Below are 15397 nucleotides of genomic sequence, written 5' to 3'. Positions count from 1 at the left end.
ACGCCCTAAACCACTTTATCCCCGAAAGGATCTATGCGCATAATTTTTCTAGCCAGACGAATCATTGCCGCATTATAGACAATGTTAATGCCGATATAACAGATAATTGCGCCGTCCAGACCCAGCCAGTTGATCAGCACCAGGCAGCAGAAAAGCTGAAAAACCAAGAGATCAATGGTGAGTTTTGCGCCTACTTCGCTCCCTTCGTGTGAATATTGAATCATTTTTGAAAGCGGCATGGAAATCGCGTAGGTCACTATATTAATCAGACAGAAATAGGTGTAAGGAAGCGCATCAATAAAATCTGATTTATACCAAACCAGAATCTGCCGTGCTGATAGTCCTAAAATGGCGACCACAACGATGGAAATGGCCAGGCAAACCCACAAATATTTCTTCATTACCTTTTTCAAGTGCTCGCGGCTTTGCGCAAAGGCAGCAGATATTTCAGGTCCAATCAAAACGCCGATTGGTGCAATGGCAATGAAACCCAGCGATATAATTGAGCTTACTGCGGAAAATAAACCGACAGAGCGTTCATGCTGTCCCAGCCACTCAATAACCATTAAGGGAATGGCGGTAAAAATATACTTATTTAAATTCTGCACGGTATACCCGTAAATCTTCCCTTTCCATTCGTGGATGGCGGCAGCCGATTTTTTGTAGCGTCTGAGCGCGCTGCGGCTTTGTATAACCACTGACAATAAAACAATCACCAGATAGCTGGCAATGAAGCCAATCAACATAATGTGTGGAAAATAGCGGCGCTCGTGCTGGAAAAAATAAGGATAGATATAAAAATAAATCAGCAGGCTAAAAATAAAATAACACAGGGTTTGCAGCAGGCTCATAATGACGGCGATGCGCATGTAATCTACAGCGCGAAAAAATTGCAGATAAATATTATACAAAGAAAGGGCAATTGTACCCCAGATAAACAGAAAAAGCGGGTGGCTGATATCAAAAAGCGCCAGGCTGCTAATTGTCTGACTGAGGACAATGAGGGTTATCGCTGTTAAACAGCCGATTGCTGCTACAGCAAGGTATATCGGTTTCAAAAATCCTTTCATCGATGAAGTGAGCGTGCGAATGTCGCTGTATTTGCGATGAACGAATAATTTGGGAACATAATAGGCAATAATCGAGTCTATACCCAAGGTGATCAACGTGGCGAGCAAAAGCAGCGCGTTGGTCGCTACTGTAAAATCGCCAAATAATTCCTCACCGGCGTGCCTGGCAACCAGCATGTTAACAACAAATAACATGAACTGATCAGCAATAATAATAAATAAATTTAACCCAAAACCCATAAATTGACGGGAGATGATAAACCTTGCAGTACTGTACTGTTGATGGTTGGTAAATTCAAGAAGATATGCAGCCGCTGCAGATTAAACCCCCGCGGGGATCGATAAAGGATTCTTCTTCAGAATGTGTTTAAATTCAACCCATGAGCTACAATTTAAATCAAGAATTAACAAAAATGAGTTTAGATCATGAGCCACCAGGATAAAAAATACCATCGACTGGATAGTAAAATTCTAATTCTCGGCTTTGGCAGTGTGGGACAGGCGATACTTCCACTCTTGCTGCGCCACCTCGACATGTCACCCTCCCAGATTATCGTCCTCACTCAGGATGCAATGGGGGAAGCAATTGCCCGAGAACACGGTCTGACCTTTGTCAGGGAAATGGTCACTCGAACTAATTACCTGAATGTACTCAATGAATTAATGAATCCGGGCGACTTTTTAATCAACTTGTCCACCGGTATTTCCAGCCATGATTTGATTAAATACTGTCAACAAAAGTTTATCCTTTATCTGGATGCCTGCACTGAACCATGGCTGGACGCCAAACCCAGACAGCATTCCTTTCATACTCGCTATGATCTGCGTCAGGGAGTGCTGAAGTTAAAAGAAGAGCATGGGCCTACGGCTATTCTGACCCATGGCGCTAACCCCGGATTGGTTTCTCATTTTATCAGGCAAGCATTGTGGAATATGGCCAAGGACAATGACTTATCCACTCCTTTGCCTGCTACTCAACCAGAATGGGCCAGCTTAGCTCACACTCTAGGTATCAAAGTGATTCACGTAGCTGAGCGTGATACCCAGGTCAGTAAACAGTTCAGGGTGCCGGGTGAATTTGTGAACACCTGGTCGGCTGAAGGATTGATTGCAGAAGCCAGTCAGCCTGCCGAGCTGAGCTGGGGAACTCATGAGCGGCATTGGCCCGAAGATGCCACCCATCACACCTTCACCAATGATGGGGCAATCTATCTGAAACGCACAGGTGCCAGCACTAGAGTCAGAACCTGGACACCTACTCACGGGCCGTTTTATGGTTTTTTGATCACCCATGCTGAATCCTTAACCATCGCTGATTTTCTGACAATAAAAAAGGATACCGATGTGATTTATCGGCCTACTGTCCACTATGCCTATTATCCCTGTCCTGATGCAACTCTGTCACTGCATGAGTATGAGGCGAGCAATTGGCCGGAAGAACATCGTAATCGCTTAATTATCCAGGATGTGGTTGATGGTACCGACGAATTGGGCGTATTGCTGATGGGCAATAAGAAAGGGGCATACTGGTTTGGTTCACAGTTGTCGATTCATGAAGCCAAACGTCTCGTCCCTTATAATAATGCCACGAGTTTGCAAGTCGCAGCAGGTGTATTGGCCGGTGTTATCTGGGCACTTAAAAATCCTAATCGAAGCATTGTCGAGCCGGAAGATCTTGATTTTCAGGCAGCCATACAGATTGCTTTACCCTATTTGGGTAAACTGGCCGGATACTATACCAGCTGGACGCCCCTGGAAAATAGATCCCGCTTATTCCCGGAAAAATTGGACACCAGCGATCCCTGGCAGTTTCTCAATATAAGGGTGGACTGATAACTTTATTGACAAAGGCTTGCTTTTTTCTGCACTCGGTTTAAAGTTGCTGCAAAACCTAGATCGGAGTAACCATGAGCAGCAGATTGAAACAGGCCTTAAGCCAGCTTATCTTCATGGGGCGATGGCTACAAGCCCCATTATACCTGGGCCTTTTGTGCATTTTAGGGGCTTATGTTTATCGCTATATTATTGAATTATATCATTTGATTATTCACATCAATGGGCTTGACGATACCCAGATTATGCTGGGGGTGCTGGATTTAATCGATGTGGTGATGATAGCGAACTTATTGATTATGGTAATAATGGGAGGCTATGAAACCTTTGTCTCTCATTTACAGCTGCATGCCCATCCCGATCAGCCGGAATGGCTGGATGAGCTGGATGCTGGCGCAATGAAGATCAAGCTGGCCTTGTCACTGGTCGGAATATCATCCATTCATCTGCTGCGAACCTTTATCGATCCCACCAAGCATCAAAATGATACGATTATGTGGCAAGTTCTCATCCATCTAACCCTGCTTGTATCGGTTCTGGCAATCGCGTTCACCAATCGCTTATTGTTCAAGGGGAGGTAGGACGCAGCCAATTGTGAGGATTGACCATTCCGTTCCCGCGACGCAGCCTCTTCGAATCCCCGCGGTGCCGCGTTTTCGAATCCCCGCGGCTGCGACCGCGGGGCCCAAACGAAGCCAATTGAATGTCAAGAAGACTTGTTTACGACTACCTGTTAAATCTTATGTTTTGGCAACATTGAAACTTGTCTGACGACCCATGCTACTCCTACAGGCATGGGCCCCGCGGTCGGTGCCGCGGGGATTCCATTGTTCTGATGCTGCTTGGCTTCGATTGTTTAATACCGCGGCTTCTGAAAAATCAATTAAACGATTGCTGTGTCCTGACGAAACGGATCGGCAATTACAGTATTGGTATCAACCTGCTCCAGAGCGTGGCAGTAATTCTGACGTTTGACCGGATCCTGTTCTTTGGCGCAACGCTCTTGATAGACAGTAATCATGGCATCATCTTTAGGGGTAGCGAAAGAGACTACAGGAACTAAACATAAGATTAATGCAATATTTTTCATGAAAGATACCCTTGGCTGGTTGCTAAAAACCCGTCTATGATAACAGGTTAAATTCATTCCCGATAGATGTAAATTAATGAAAATTGTTAAATATTCTTACAGGCTAATGGATCGGAGGTTTTTCTGAATGCAATCTAGCACTTCTTTGATGTCACTGTCCAAAGGAATGACATGTGCGGAATTTTGTAGCCAGTGGATTTGAATATGCGCTTGCCCGGCAAAACGAGCAGCGACTTTATGAGAGGATATTACTTTATCGTGACACCCTAGAAACACATCAGTGGGGCAGCATGGCAGGGTAAACTGAAAATTACGGATAAGGCTTAGTATTTCAACAATGGTATTGAGCGGCAATTGGCGGTAAGCAATTTCGCAACTTGAGGGTTTAAAAATATTTCCCGCGGCACTTCGTAAGCGGATAAATCCCAATTTGCGCAGCGCCCTGGCAAGATGTAATGTTTTTGACAGAGTGAATGGCAAATCAAGTGCAGGAGCAAGTAAGTAAAGATGATTCAGTTTGAATTCAAAGCCCAGATGACAGGCTAGCAGGCCACCCAGGGAAAGCCCCAAAATATCGACCTGCTCGTACTCGTTAATCAGCGTTGCACAAATTCCTCTCACATATTCCAGCCAGTCCTGCGCTTTGGTGCGGGTAAATTCCTCAAGATTGCTTGCATGGCCGGGAAGAACAGGAATAACAATAGCATCATAGCCCTCAAATCCGGTCTGTAATTCTCTAAACACTGCCGGGGAGGAGGAAAAGCCATGCAAAACCAGTAGCGCTTTTTGTTTCTTTCCATTTCGGCGATCGATGGCATTTAGTAAAGAAACCTGTTCCGGTTTAACGACCGATAATTGTACTCCTTGCCGCATGCAACGAAAGTCACTGAGATTCATAATGGCCTGTCTAAAAATTGAAAAGAAAATGTAAACCTTGGCGCTTGAAGATTTTTTCCATCTTCAATTTGTTATAGTTATCATACTCGTTTTATCTGGTTTCTAAAAGCAATCAGGATAGCTGCGCTACAATGTGAGTTTATGCTATCTTTAATAAGAAACTATTTTTAATTATAGGTGCTGATATGTCTGGTATGAGTCCAATGGGCGGCGGTTCAGATGCCTCGAGTAACCTCGATCAAATGATGGGGCAAATGTTTCCCAGTGACGATGGGAAAAAGGACAAAAAAGATCCCTGGCAGGAAATCCTCGAGGGTATGCAGGATATGGTTAATCAATTAGGCGGTATGCTAACTGACACCGTGTCAAACGTTTTTGGCAATATGGATTTTGGCAAGGCGTTTGATCAAATGGCCGGCATGTTCAATCAAAGCCAGCCTGGGGGATCTTCATTTGGCATGGGTTCCGGCCAGAGTCTTGACAGCGGTGCTTCACTGGAAAGTGGTGTATCAATGATGATGTAATCCGCTTCAAGGTCACTGCGGACAAGCCGCAGCATGTTCTCTTCCCTACTTTCCGCGACATGTTCGCGGAATCCATGTTGCAGTCGAATCCCCGTGGCATCGACCTATAGGTATTTACACAAGTTCTACAAGCCGTCTTGGCGGGCATAGCGAAGCAAGAACGGAGTTAATATGAAGCACCGAAAACTCGATTGCTTCACTTCGTTCGCAAAGACAGATGGCTTCTCCGTCAGACTCATTTTATCTCATATGGCTTGTAGGCACTTGTGTAGATACCTATGGGTTTATCCGCGGGGATTGAAGCGGGCTTTGAATTCTCAATCTGTCTGCGGATCAAACTCCGGACTACCATTAACTACCTGGTTAATCCGCGTCTCAAGGGAATTGATGAACTGTGTGACCTGATGGCGTTGCTGTTCCTGTTGTTTTTGACACGATATCAATTCGTGGCTGATATGAATGGCCGCCAGCAAAAGATTCTGAAACTCATCCAATTGCCTGAACTTTTTCTTATTGGCGAGCAGTTGCTCATTTAATTTTTGACCGGCACGCTGTAAGTTATCCACTTCATGATCAGGGCATTTAATTTCATAAGTTTTATTTAATAATCGAATAGAGCAGGGTTTTGATGTTGTCATAGCAGATGCCTTGGAATATTCAGCGACATTCAAACAGTTTAACAATTTTGGTTTGTCCCAGCAAATCAGTTATTATAATCACAATAAGATTATTAAAAAATCCTATCATTTTTTAAATTGTTTATATCAGAGTGTATTATGTCGAATGAATTTACCCACTTGCGTCTCCCTGCTTTTCAAGCCTTTGAAGAGAAAGTTGCTGTGCTGAACTTACCGATTTCCAGCAGTGAATTGCATGGTGTCCTATGCGGTTATTTATGCGCCGGGGCGGTCAGTGCGGGGGAGTCCTATGTGCGGGCGCTTATGATTGATTACAGGAAAAATGAAGAAACCAAGCAAGCCGCGATGGCGATGTTTGATGTTTATTCTGTTAGCCTTCACCAGATCAATAATCTGGACTTTGATTTTCAGTTGCTGCTTCCCGAAGAACATATCCCGCTCATCGAAAGGGCGAAAGCGTTCAGCGAATGGTGTGAAGGATTTACCCAGGGTTTGACGATGGCCGGCATTGGCTTTTCTGAATTCGAAGAAGAAGAATCCCAGGAGGCCTTGCAACATCTTCAGGAGTTTGCTGAACTGGATTACCAATCATTGCAAATCGATGAAGATGATGAAAAGGCTTTAATGGAAGTCAGCGAATATGCCAGAATGGCTGTGCTTCGCCTTCATGGCGATTTGAATTCCAATCAATCGAATCGAGGCTCTTCTACTAACACGCATTAAGGAATAAAAGCATGATAAGCCAGCATGAGTATCACCAGAGGCGTTGCCGCCTTGCGCAAGCATTACCTGCCAATAGCCTGGCAATTATACCGGCCGCTGACGAAGTACTGCGAAACGGAGATGCTCACTACCGCTTCAGGCAGGACAGCCATTTCTATTATTTAACCGGCTTCCAGGAGCCAGAAGCCTTGCTGGTCATTATGGCGGGAGAGGAAGGGGATAGCCTGTTGTTTAACCGCCCCCGCAATGCAGCGATGGAACAATGGACTGGCAGGCGTTTGGGTCAGGATAATGCAGGCAAAGTCTTAGGCGTAAAACAGGCCTTTTCCATTACCGAACTCTCCGAGCGCTTACCCCAGTTACTTGCCGGTAAAAATGCCGTCTATTATACCCTGGAGCGCAACCCGCATTATGATGCCTTCATCCTGGGCGCAATTGATTCCCTTAAAAAGCAGATAAGACGCGGTGTGCAGGCACCGGAGGCAATTGTAGATGTAGATCCGCATATCAGCGAATTGCGCTTGTTCAAGAGCGAGGCGGAAATTAATCTAATGCGCAAGGCGGCTGATATTTCAGTGGCTGCCCATAAAAAAGCCATGCAAAAATGCCGGCAATTAGCTTACGAATATGAACTGGAAGCAGAGTTAATCCATGAGTTCTTTCGTCAGGGTTGCCGCAGCGTTGCCTACGACCCCATTGTTGGCGGCGGGGAAAATGCCTGTATTCTGCATTACACCGACAATAACCAGCCCTTGAAGCAAGCTGATCTGGTTTTGATCGATGCCGGGGGCGAATATCAGAACTATGCTGCTGACATTACCCGTACCTTTCCAGTGAGCGGAAAATTTTCTCCGGAACAGCGTGCAATTTATGAGTTGGTATTAAAAGCCCAGAAAGCAGGCGTGGCCTGTATTCGACCAGGCTTGCGCTGGGTTGAAGTCCAGCAGACGATGGTAAAAATCATGACGGCCGGTCTCATTGAACTGGGATTGCTCCATGGTAGTCTCGAAGAGCTGATTCAAAAAGAAGCCTACAAATCCTTCTATATGCATAATTCCGGTCATTGGCTGGGTCTGGATGTTCATGATTGCGGCGCTTATAAACTAAATAATGACTGGCGTTTGCTCGAACCGGGTATGGTCTTGACTGTTGAGCCTGGACTTTATATTAGCGCCAATACGCCGGGAGTCGATGAAAAATGGTGGAACATTGGCGTTAGAATTGAAGACGATGTGCTGGTTACCGCAACCGGCCATGAAAATCTGACTGCTGCATTACCGGTTGAGGTAGATGAGATTGAACGCCTCATGCAAAGCTGAAGAAAGCATTGATATTCTTATTGTCGGCGGCGGCCTTGCCGGCGCCGCCCTGTTACTGGCTTTAGCCAATACCGGCTATCGCTGCCTGCTGATTGAGGCGCAGTGTTTTTCTGAACGCATAAGTCCCGATTTTGATGCGCGCACTCTGGCCTTATCGCCAGCCAGTATACGAATTTTACAAATGCTCAATGTCTGGCCTTTATTACAAGCGCATGCGACTGCTATAGAGGCTATCTATGTGTCAGAGCAAGCCCATTTTGGCGGTACCCGCCTATACAGGAAAAATGAAGAGTTACTAGGCGCGGTACTTGAAATGCAGCATATCAATCAGGCTCTGCATTCGCTGCTTGATAAAGATTCCATTCTCGCACCTGCCCGTCTGATCAATTGGGATAATGAGAAGCATATTGCACTGGTTCAGCAGGGAGAGCAGACGCGGCAGATTAAAACCAGACTGCTGGTGGCCGCTGATGGGCTAAATTCTATGGTTAGGAAGCTGCTGAATTTACCGGCTGAGGTGAAGGACTATCATCAGGTGGCGCTTGCTGCCAACATTGGTTTGTCCAGATCACATGCCAACTCTGCCTATGAACGGTTTACCTCAATGGGACCTATGGCGATCCTGCCGATGAGCGGGCAGCGTTCTTCTCTGATTTGGGCGATGCCGCCAGCGGCGGGACAGGAGCTGATGGCTCTGGATGACCGCGCTTTTCTAAGCCGTGTGCAAACTGTTTTTGGTTACAAGCTAGGCCGTTTTCTGAAAGCGGGCAAACGCCATTTATTTCCTCTGCAGCAGGCCATTATGCCCATGCAAATACAATGGCCGGTGGTGTTTGTCGGTAACGCCGCACATACTTTGCACCCTGTGGCGGGGCAAGGGTTCAATCTCGGGCTGAGAGATGTAGCGACTCTGGCACAGTTGATTATTGAGAAAGGGCTAAATCCTCCTATGTTGTCGCATTATCAATCCATGCGCCGTTATGATCAGACCGCCATAAGCTATTTCACCGATGGTCTGGTAGAACTGTTCACCAGCCCCTTGCCGGGGGTGGGGCTGGCTCGCCGCCTGGGCTTAATGGCAATGGATAATTCTCCAATGCTGCAGAAATTATTAACCTATCATGCTCGCGGTTTTTCAGGTCATGTACCTGACCTGGCCTGTGGCATCCCTTTAGAGCAGAGAGAAAAACATGATTGAACCGGTTGATGTGCTGGTCGCGGGCGGGGGTGTGGTTGGGCTGACTGCGGCTCTGGCCATGGCAAAACGCCAGTATAGTGTTGCTTTGCTGGACGCCAGGGAAATGGCAATCTCAGAGGAGCCGGATCTAAGGGTCTATGCAGTGAATCAGGCATCGGAGCATTTATTTAAAACGCTTGGGATATGGGATGCTATCCGGCAATCGCGCCATTCTCCCTACCAGGCGATGCATGTCTGGGAAGCCAATGGGGCAGCCATTGATTTCGATTCACGGCTGATCGCCGCTGAAAAGCTGGGGACGATTATTGAAGAATCGGTAATAAAAAACGCTTTGTTGAAGGCCCTTCAGCAACTGGATAATGTTCGCTGCTTTGCCTTAACCGAAATTAGGGATATTGCCCCTTGTGCGGATAAAATTACTGTTAAAAGCAAGACAGGCTGTTGGGAAAGCCAACTGTTAATTGCTGCGGATGGTGCAGAATCGCCAAGCCGTAAGCTGCTTCATGTTGACCTGGATTCCTGGCCTTATCATCAGCATGCGCTGGTTGCCACTGTACAGACTGCATTGCCGCACCAGCAAACCGCTTATCAGATTTTTAATAGCGACGGCCCCCTGGCTTTCCTGCCATTAAAGGATTCTCATCAATGTTCGATTGTCTGGTCTACAACGCCGGCGCGTGCGCAGCAATTACTGGGAATGGCAGAGCCTGATTTCAATCAGCAGCTTAGCTTGGCATTTCAAAAAAAATTGGGACAGGTGGAGCTTATCAGCAAACGCTTTCAGTTTCCGTTAAGAATGCGCCATGTTAAACAATATTCGGGTCCGCATTGGTTATTAATGGGCGATGCCGCCCATACCATCCATCCATTGGCGGGTTTGGGTTTAAATGTGGGCTTAGAAGATGTTGCTGCCTGGCTTGCAATTCTTGATCGAAGCGGCAAAAAAATAGTTACAAGGAAAATGATGGCGGAATATCAGCGTGCCCGCAAAGCCAGTGTATGGCAGACCATTTTACTGATGCAGGCTTTAAAAAGCGGCTTTGCCAACCCGCTGCCGCCACTGCGGTTTCTGCGCGGAGTCGGAATGCGATTTTGTAATCAGGTGACCCCATTAAAGCGCTTGTTTGTTGAGCATGCCAATGGCGAAACGCTTTTGTGAAAGCTAATCGAATCCCGCCGGGATTCGATTAGTGATACAGCTGTCAGCCTCTCAGCTTCAATGTCACATAAGGTCCTGCGACAGAAAAATTGCTTTGTACATGTTTCACACTGGAGGTGGATAAAGAGCCGGTGTCCAGGGCAATCACATTGGTGTTGGTTTCATAAGCAGCTAAGGGGTGAACATACACTGTACCCATATAACCCGCTTCGAAAGTGAGTACGTGCTCATGCAATAAATGGCTATAGCTTAATCCCAGTTTTGCATCGACCGCAGGAACTATCTGATCAACACTGGAGTTGGCCAGTTTTTCCTGATTTAAAGCAATACCCACCAATGCCAAATCAGACGAACTGCCAAGAAATTGATATTCACCGGGTTTCAGGCGGCCAAACAACACAGAGCCGGCCACTTGCCCTACCAGGTGCAGCCCTTGATAAATGCTGTAATCATTGAATAAGCCTAACCTTGGTCCTGCGCCTTGATAAGTGGATTTGTTCTTTAGAGAAAATACAACCGTGGGAGCGCCATTAAAAGTAGAAACCAGTTCCTCTTTTATCCATGCGCCGCTTATTCCGGTAAAAAAACGTGTCTGCAAATCAGGGCCGAAATTGACAAATTTTCCAATGTCGAGATTGATGGCATTATAGTTAAAATCCAGGTTCGCCTCCGCACTGCTTAAAAAGGCAACGCCAGTAATTTCTCCTCCAGAAGGAGGTGTTCCGGTTTGAGAAAAAGGCGAAACCCATTGAGTCAGCGGATTAACAACAACGCTGTCATGATCCCTGGTATCCAGGTAAAACCAGTTGGCCTGAATATCAGTCCCTGAGTTAGGGAAAACATAGCGTGCACCTAAATGAAAGCCCGTATCAAAATCAGGTTCAATGGCATTAATCTGCCATTGAGGATTTGGGATGGGAAATACAGTGGTATTAGCTGACCAGCCCAGATTATCCGCTTCTGGTTTTAGAAAAAGGGCACTGACGGATAGTTCAAAGCCTGGCTTAAGCGCGGGAATGAATACCATACCAGCAGTAGATGCTTCGCCCATTTCGCCTGCAATGCCGATCATGCTGACAGTTTGCAAACCCGCTGCAATAATTAATTGATAGAGTCCTTTCATGGCTATTCTTGTGTAGTTGTAAAAGAATGTGGAGAATAACCCAGTTTCATTGGTCTGGGTAGTGTCTTCTGTCGGTAATTATTAAAGAAGCCGAGCTAGTAAATCAGGCCAAAATGTGGTTTAATTTTAAACATGAATCAGGCTGAGAGGATGAATGTTGAAGGTTTGGCAAGTATTATCTGCGATGTTATTGCTGGCCTTTCTGCCATGGAATAGCTGCAGCGCCCAGGCAAGCCAACCTCAAAGCCCTGCTGAAGCGGTTTCCCTGTATCGCTGGACAGCTGATCCGGGCAAGGAAGCGCTTGAGGTGAGCGAGGCTGAAGCCCGGCTTGAACAGGCAATCCATAATCCGGAATATATGCTTGATCACTGGATTGAATTGCCGCTTTCCCCCGATGCCAAAAACAAGAAAGTACAGCATCTTGGACTAAGGGAGGCCATTTTGCTTGCCCTGCGCTATAACCCCAATATCCAGAGCGCCGAACTGGATCGTATCATTCAACGCTATCAACTCCGCCTGGCCCATAATGAATTTGAATTACAATATGCACTTGCCGGCACCGCTTCGATTGAAAAAAGCCGCTATGAGAGCGTGGGGTCTGCGGTTAATAAGAATTTTATGGCGACACCAGAACTGGATCTGAAAACTAAACTGGGTACGCAATTATCATTGAATCTCGATAATAATGTTTCCAATTATAACAGTTACAGCCCGGTGCTGAATTTTTCGGTCACCCAACCGCTGCTGCAAGGATTCGGCAAGGCAGTAAATGAGGCGGGCTTACTGGATGCTATTGACTCAGAGCAACTCAATAAAATTAATCTGCGCCAATCGGTTATCGAGCAGGTTACCCAGGTCATTACCGCCTATCGCAGTCTAATAGTCAGTGGCAATAATCTTGAAAATCAGCGTTATCAACTGGAAGAAGCGCGAAAAACCTTTGAAATGAATGAGAAAAAGATTAAGGCAGGGCAGCTGGAACCGACCGCTAATATTCAGCAGTCTTACCAGATTGAGTCGTTGAATTTAATGGTGGAACAGGCCATTAATGAGTTTGAAAATGCTAGCCAGGACTTGCTGCAGGCCATTGGCCTGGATCCGGCCATGCGTCTCGCCGTTCCCAATGATATCAAGGTGGATAAAATTATAGTGCCTGATTTACAGGAATCCATCCGCCTGGCTTTGGAAAATAACAGCAATTATATTGCCCAGCAAATGCAATTAAGGGCGGATGAACGGGCTTACAAAGTGGCGCAAAATCAGCAGTTATGGCAGCTGGATGTCGGTGCCAATGTGCAATCTGGAATGGTGACTGACGTGGATGGCAATAATGGTTTTCGCGGTATTTATAATGGCCGCAATGTAAATGAGTCTGCCAGGCTGACTTTGACAGTACCCTTAAATGATATCAGCCGTCGAAGCCAGCTTATTAATGCCAAGGTAAAGCTGGAAAAAGACCGGCTGAACCTGACGGCCAGCCGCCGCGCTTTAATTACGACCATTACCAATACCATTACGACTATTCAAAGTCTGGCGAAACGCTACAAGCTGGCTGAAAAGCAGGTGAAGCTGGCGGCGCAATCCTATGCGCTGGAGAAAAAGAAACTGCAGGCGGGTATTGCCAGCGCACTGGATGTCAGCAACACCCAGAACCAGCTCATTTTGGCCCAGTCGGGTCTGATTAGTGCTAAAATCGCCTATTTGAATCAACTGTCTACCCTTCAGCGTTTATTGGGCACCACATTAACGGAATGGAATATTAAACTCAGGTTTGGCGAATGAGACTTTTTAAATTTATAACGTATTTATTTTTTCTGGCCTTATTGAGCGGCTGCGGTGACGACTCCCCTGCAAGCCACGGTGGGCAAAGCTATGTGGTGAAACCGGAACCCATGAAAAAAACATTGGCTTTTACCGGAATTATCCAGCCCTTGAAAGAAAACACCCTGAGCAGTTCAATGGATGCAATCATTGAAACAATGAATTTTCACTACGGTCAATTAGTTCATAAGGGTGATGTGGTTGTGGTGCTTAATTCCAATGAATTACAAAAGCAATACAATGAAATTTTGACTGACTATCTGAAAGCCAAGGATAGCTATAACATTGCCAAGGCGAAGTTTAGCGGCACGCAGGAGCTCTGGGATGCCGGCTTATTATCAAAAAATAATTATCTTAGTGAAAAATCAAGCCTTGATACAGCGCGCATCACTTTGATGCAGGCGACTCGTAAATTAAGCGAGATACTGGAAAAAATGGATGAGGGTGCGGATTTATCCAGCTTAAGTCTGTCGGAGTTTGATAAAGTCAGACAAGCCTTAAACACTAATCACAATCTAATCCAGCTTAAGGCGCCGGAAACCGGTATCCTGCTTTATCCTCCGAAAAGCGGCGATGACAAGACCGGGCGCTTGACAGTCGGCTCTGCGGTCAAATCAGGGCAGGCCATTGCTTTGATTGGCGATATGAGCGGCATCAGTGTGGAAATTGATGTGCCCGAGGTGGACATTGATAAAATACACCCTGGAATGAAAGCCACTGTATCTGGTGTCGCTCTGGGGCAGGAAGCATTGAGCGGGGAGCTGGTGGCGGTCAACGCCCAGGCCACGGCGAATGGCGGTGCCCTGCCCTCATTCAGCGCTATTGTTGAAGTAAAGCATTTAAGCAAGGCACAGCAGGCGCTGATTAAAGTAGGGATGAGTGCTTCTATTGAGCTCTCCACAGAAGAAGAGAGGCATCTACTCATTCCCATTGCCGCCGTTTCCCAGGATAATGGCCGCAGCATGGTCAATCTGCGTCAGGCGGACGGCACAATCAGTAGACAGCCCATTGCAACAGGTGCTTCTCAAGTGGATAAAGTAAGCGTTGTCGCTGGCTTGAAGGAGGGGGACGTAATCGTTTATGACTAATTCCGCTCTGATTCGCATCCAAAACTTATGCAAGCGTTATACCATTGGGGGAGTGAGCAGTCAGGTTCTCAAACAGGTTTCCCTGACCGTTAAACGCGGCGAATTACTTGCCATTGTTGGTGCCTCCGGCTCCGGGAAGTCCACCCTGATGAATATCATAGGCTTGCTGGATAAGGCCGATAAGGGGGATTATTATCTCAATCAGCAGCCGGTCGCTGATTTATCAGAAGATGAACTCGCCAGCCACCGCAATCGTAACATTGGCTTTGTTTTTCAGCAGTTCAATTTATTACCCCGGTTCACTGCACGCCAGAATGTCGCTTTACCCTTAACTTATCGCTCCATTGGCTCAGAGGCATCAGAAAATCTGGTGATGTCTGCCCTGTCACGGGTGGGAATGGAAAAATTCGCCCAGCATAAGCCTACCCAATTATCAGGCGGGCAGCAGCAGCGTGTGGCAATCGCCCGCGCCTTAGTGACTGAACCCGAGGTCATTCTGGCGGATGAACCCACCGGTGCGCTGGACTCCAGGACAGGGACTGAGGTAATGAATCTGTTTCTGGCGCTGCATGCTGAAGGCCGCACCATTATCATGGTTACCCATGATGAGCAAATTGCGGCCCAGTGCCAGCGGCGAATCGTGCTTTGTGATGGGGAGATTGTAGGGTGAATTTTCAAAACAGTCTCCCCGCAGCGCATCCACGTATCCCCGCGGCTTCGACCGCGGGGCCCATGCCCTTTGGCGCGAAGAAGAATTGTAACTATTACATAATTCAGTGGTGGACCCCGCGGTCGGAGCTCAAAGCTATCTACACAAATGCATTAGCTATCGAATCCCCGCGGCTGCGACCGCGGAACCCAAACGATGCCTATTCAGGGTTTCAGTCTTGTACCTTTTCCCCCTCTAATTTTT

Annotated in this window: 15 protein-coding genes; 10 read left to right on the top strand and 5 right to left on the bottom strand. The window is 46.8% G+C overall.

Translation table 11 applies throughout. The features are described from left to right. Positions 1-5: 5 nt before the first annotated feature. The gene (locus DYH42_RS14985; protein WP_131792993.1) at positions 6-1265 is read right to left on the bottom strand and encodes a lipopolysaccharide biosynthesis protein; all 1260 of its coding nucleotides are present in this window, start codon (positions 1263-1265) and stop codon (positions 6-8) included. Positions 1266-1496: 231 nt separating this feature from the next. Here DYH42_RS14985 and DYH42_RS14980 point away from each other — a divergent pair, with 231 nt between their 5' ends. Both DYH42_RS14980 and DYH42_RS14975 read left to right on the top strand, forming a co-directional pair. Further along, positions 1497-2903: a saccharopine dehydrogenase C-terminal domain-containing protein gene (locus DYH42_RS14980; protein ID WP_058524379.1), complete on the top strand. Its 1407-nt coding sequence runs from the start codon at positions 1497-1499 to the stop codon at positions 2901-2903. A 74-nt stretch (positions 2904-2977) separates the two neighbouring features. Beyond that, positions 2978-3484, top strand: coding sequence for a TIGR00645 family protein (locus DYH42_RS14975; RefSeq protein WP_058524380.1), 507 nt, complete (start codon positions 2978-2980; stop codon positions 3482-3484). A 302-nt stretch (positions 3485-3786) separates the two neighbouring features. Here DYH42_RS14975 and DYH42_RS14970 read toward each other — a convergent pair whose 3' ends face one another. Both DYH42_RS14970 and DYH42_RS14965 read right to left on the bottom strand, forming a co-directional pair. Continuing rightward, positions 3787-3993 carry a hypothetical protein gene (locus tag DYH42_RS14970; protein WP_058524381.1) on the bottom strand — a complete coding sequence of 69 codons (207 nt, stop codon included), beginning with the start codon at positions 3991-3993 and terminating at the stop codon, positions 3787-3789. 96 nt (positions 3994-4089) lie between these two features. Further along, positions 4090-4890 (bottom strand): alpha/beta hydrolase, encoded by an 801-nt coding sequence (locus DYH42_RS14965; RefSeq protein WP_058524382.1) that lies wholly within the window; start codon positions 4888-4890, stop codon positions 4090-4092. A 185-nt stretch (positions 4891-5075) separates the two neighbouring features. Here DYH42_RS14965 and DYH42_RS14960 point away from each other — a divergent pair, with 185 nt between their 5' ends. Continuing rightward, complete coding sequence (locus DYH42_RS14960) at positions 5076-5414, top strand: hypothetical protein (RefSeq protein ID WP_131792992.1); 339 nt, start codon at positions 5076-5078, stop codon at positions 5412-5414. Between the two features lie 317 nt (positions 5415-5731). On the opposite strand, the gene DYH42_RS14955 is transcribed toward DYH42_RS14960, so the two are convergent. Beyond that, a complete protein-coding gene (locus DYH42_RS14955; RefSeq protein ID WP_058524384.1) occupies positions 5732-6052 on the bottom strand; it encodes a cell division protein ZapA in 321 nt (106 codons plus the stop codon). 138 nt (positions 6053-6190) lie between these two features. Here DYH42_RS14955 and DYH42_RS14950 point away from each other — a divergent pair, with 138 nt between their 5' ends. From DYH42_RS14950 to DYH42_RS14935, 4 genes are read left to right on the top strand one after another with little or no spacing between them, the layout of a single operon-like run. Further along, positions 6191-6775 (top strand): UPF0149 family protein, encoded by a 585-nt coding sequence (locus DYH42_RS14950; RefSeq protein ID WP_058524385.1) that lies wholly within the window; start codon positions 6191-6193, stop codon positions 6773-6775. A gap of 11 nt (positions 6776-6786) precedes the next feature. Then, positions 6787-8094, top strand: coding sequence for a Xaa-Pro aminopeptidase (pepP, locus tag DYH42_RS14945; protein WP_058524386.1), 1308 nt, complete (start codon positions 6787-6789; stop codon positions 8092-8094). Continuing rightward, on the top strand, positions 8066-9292 hold the full coding sequence (locus DYH42_RS14940; RefSeq protein WP_058524387.1) for an FAD-dependent monooxygenase: 1227 nt from the start codon (positions 8066-8068) through the stop codon (positions 9290-9292). Before pepP ends, DYH42_RS14940 begins: the two co-directional genes overlap by 29 nt. Next, entirely contained in the window at positions 9285-10451 is a 1167-nt protein-coding gene (locus tag DYH42_RS14935) for an FAD-dependent monooxygenase (protein WP_058524388.1), read from the top strand. Before DYH42_RS14940 ends, DYH42_RS14935 begins: the two co-directional genes overlap by 8 nt. 43 nt (positions 10452-10494) lie before the next feature. On the opposite strand, the gene DYH42_RS14930 is transcribed toward DYH42_RS14935, so the two are convergent. Continuing rightward, positions 10495-11574 (bottom strand): Lpg1974 family pore-forming outer membrane protein, encoded by a 1080-nt coding sequence (locus tag DYH42_RS14930; protein ID WP_058524389.1) that lies wholly within the window; start codon positions 11572-11574, stop codon positions 10495-10497. Positions 11575-11728: 154 nt separating this feature from the next. On the opposite strand from DYH42_RS14930, the gene DYH42_RS14925 reads away from it, so the two are divergent. From DYH42_RS14925 to DYH42_RS14915, 3 genes are read left to right on the top strand one after another with little or no spacing between them, the layout of a single operon-like run. Next, positions 11729-13357 (top strand): TolC family protein, encoded by a 1629-nt coding sequence (locus tag DYH42_RS14925; protein ID WP_058524390.1) that lies wholly within the window; start codon positions 11729-11731, stop codon positions 13355-13357. Beyond that, positions 13354-14484, top strand: coding sequence for an efflux RND transporter periplasmic adaptor subunit (locus DYH42_RS14920; RefSeq protein ID WP_058524391.1), 1131 nt, complete (start codon positions 13354-13356; stop codon positions 14482-14484). The genes DYH42_RS14925 and DYH42_RS14920 overlap by 4 nt, the downstream gene beginning before the upstream one ends. Next, positions 14477-15154 (top strand): ABC transporter ATP-binding protein, encoded by a 678-nt coding sequence (locus DYH42_RS14915; RefSeq protein WP_083503168.1) that lies wholly within the window; start codon positions 14477-14479, stop codon positions 15152-15154. The genes DYH42_RS14920 and DYH42_RS14915 overlap by 8 nt, the downstream gene beginning before the upstream one ends. The last annotated feature ends 243 nt before the right edge of the window (positions 15155-15397 follow it).

The organism is Legionella birminghamensis (assembly GCF_900452515.1).
GTDB lineage: Bacteria > Pseudomonadota > Gammaproteobacteria > Legionellales > Legionellaceae > Legionella_C > Legionella_C birminghamensis.
This window is presented reverse-complemented; position numbering and strand designations above follow the sequence as displayed.

Coding starts and splice junctions, on each gene's coding strand:
- DYH42_RS14985 (WP_131792993.1), bottom strand. CDS start 1,265: ATGTTATTTGTTGTTAACATGCTGGTTGCCAGGCACGCCGGTGAGGAA.
- DYH42_RS14955 (WP_058524384.1), bottom strand. CDS start 6,052: ATGACAACATCAAAACCCTGCTCTATTCGATTATTAAATAAAACTTAT.
- DYH42_RS14930 (WP_058524389.1), bottom strand. CDS start 11,574: ATGAAAGGACTCTATCAATTAATTATTGCAGCGGGTTTGCAAACTGTC.
- DYH42_RS14935 (WP_058524388.1), top strand. CDS start 9,285: ATGATTGAACCGGTTGATGTGCTGGTCGCGGGCGGGGGTGTGGTTGGG.
- DYH42_RS14940 (WP_058524387.1), top strand. CDS start 8,066: ATGAGATTGAACGCCTCATGCAAAGCTGAAGAAAGCATTGATATTCTT.
- pepP (WP_058524386.1), top strand. CDS start 6,787: ATGATAAGCCAGCATGAGTATCACCAGAGGCGTTGCCGCCTTGCGCAA.
- DYH42_RS14975 (WP_058524380.1), top strand. CDS start 2,978: ATGAGCAGCAGATTGAAACAGGCCTTAAGCCAGCTTATCTTCATGGGG.
- DYH42_RS14925 (WP_058524390.1), top strand. CDS start 11,729: ATGTTGAAGGTTTGGCAAGTATTATCTGCGATGTTATTGCTGGCCTTT.
- DYH42_RS14960 (WP_131792992.1), top strand. CDS start 5,076: ATGTCTGGTATGAGTCCAATGGGCGGCGGTTCAGATGCCTCGAGTAAC.
- DYH42_RS14920 (WP_058524391.1), top strand. CDS start 13,354: ATGAGACTTTTTAAATTTATAACGTATTTATTTTTTCTGGCCTTATTG.
- DYH42_RS14950 (WP_058524385.1), top strand. CDS start 6,191: ATGTCGAATGAATTTACCCACTTGCGTCTCCCTGCTTTTCAAGCCTTT.
- DYH42_RS14965 (WP_058524382.1), bottom strand. CDS start 4,890: ATGAATCTCAGTGACTTTCGTTGCATGCGGCAAGGAGTACAATTATCG.
- DYH42_RS14915 (WP_083503168.1), top strand. CDS start 14,477: ATGACTAATTCCGCTCTGATTCGCATCCAAAACTTATGCAAGCGTTAT.
- DYH42_RS14970 (WP_058524381.1), bottom strand. CDS start 3,993: ATGAAAAATATTGCATTAATCTTATGTTTAGTTCCTGTAGTCTCTTTC.
- DYH42_RS14980 (WP_058524379.1), top strand. CDS start 1,497: ATGAGCCACCAGGATAAAAAATACCATCGACTGGATAGTAAAATTCTA.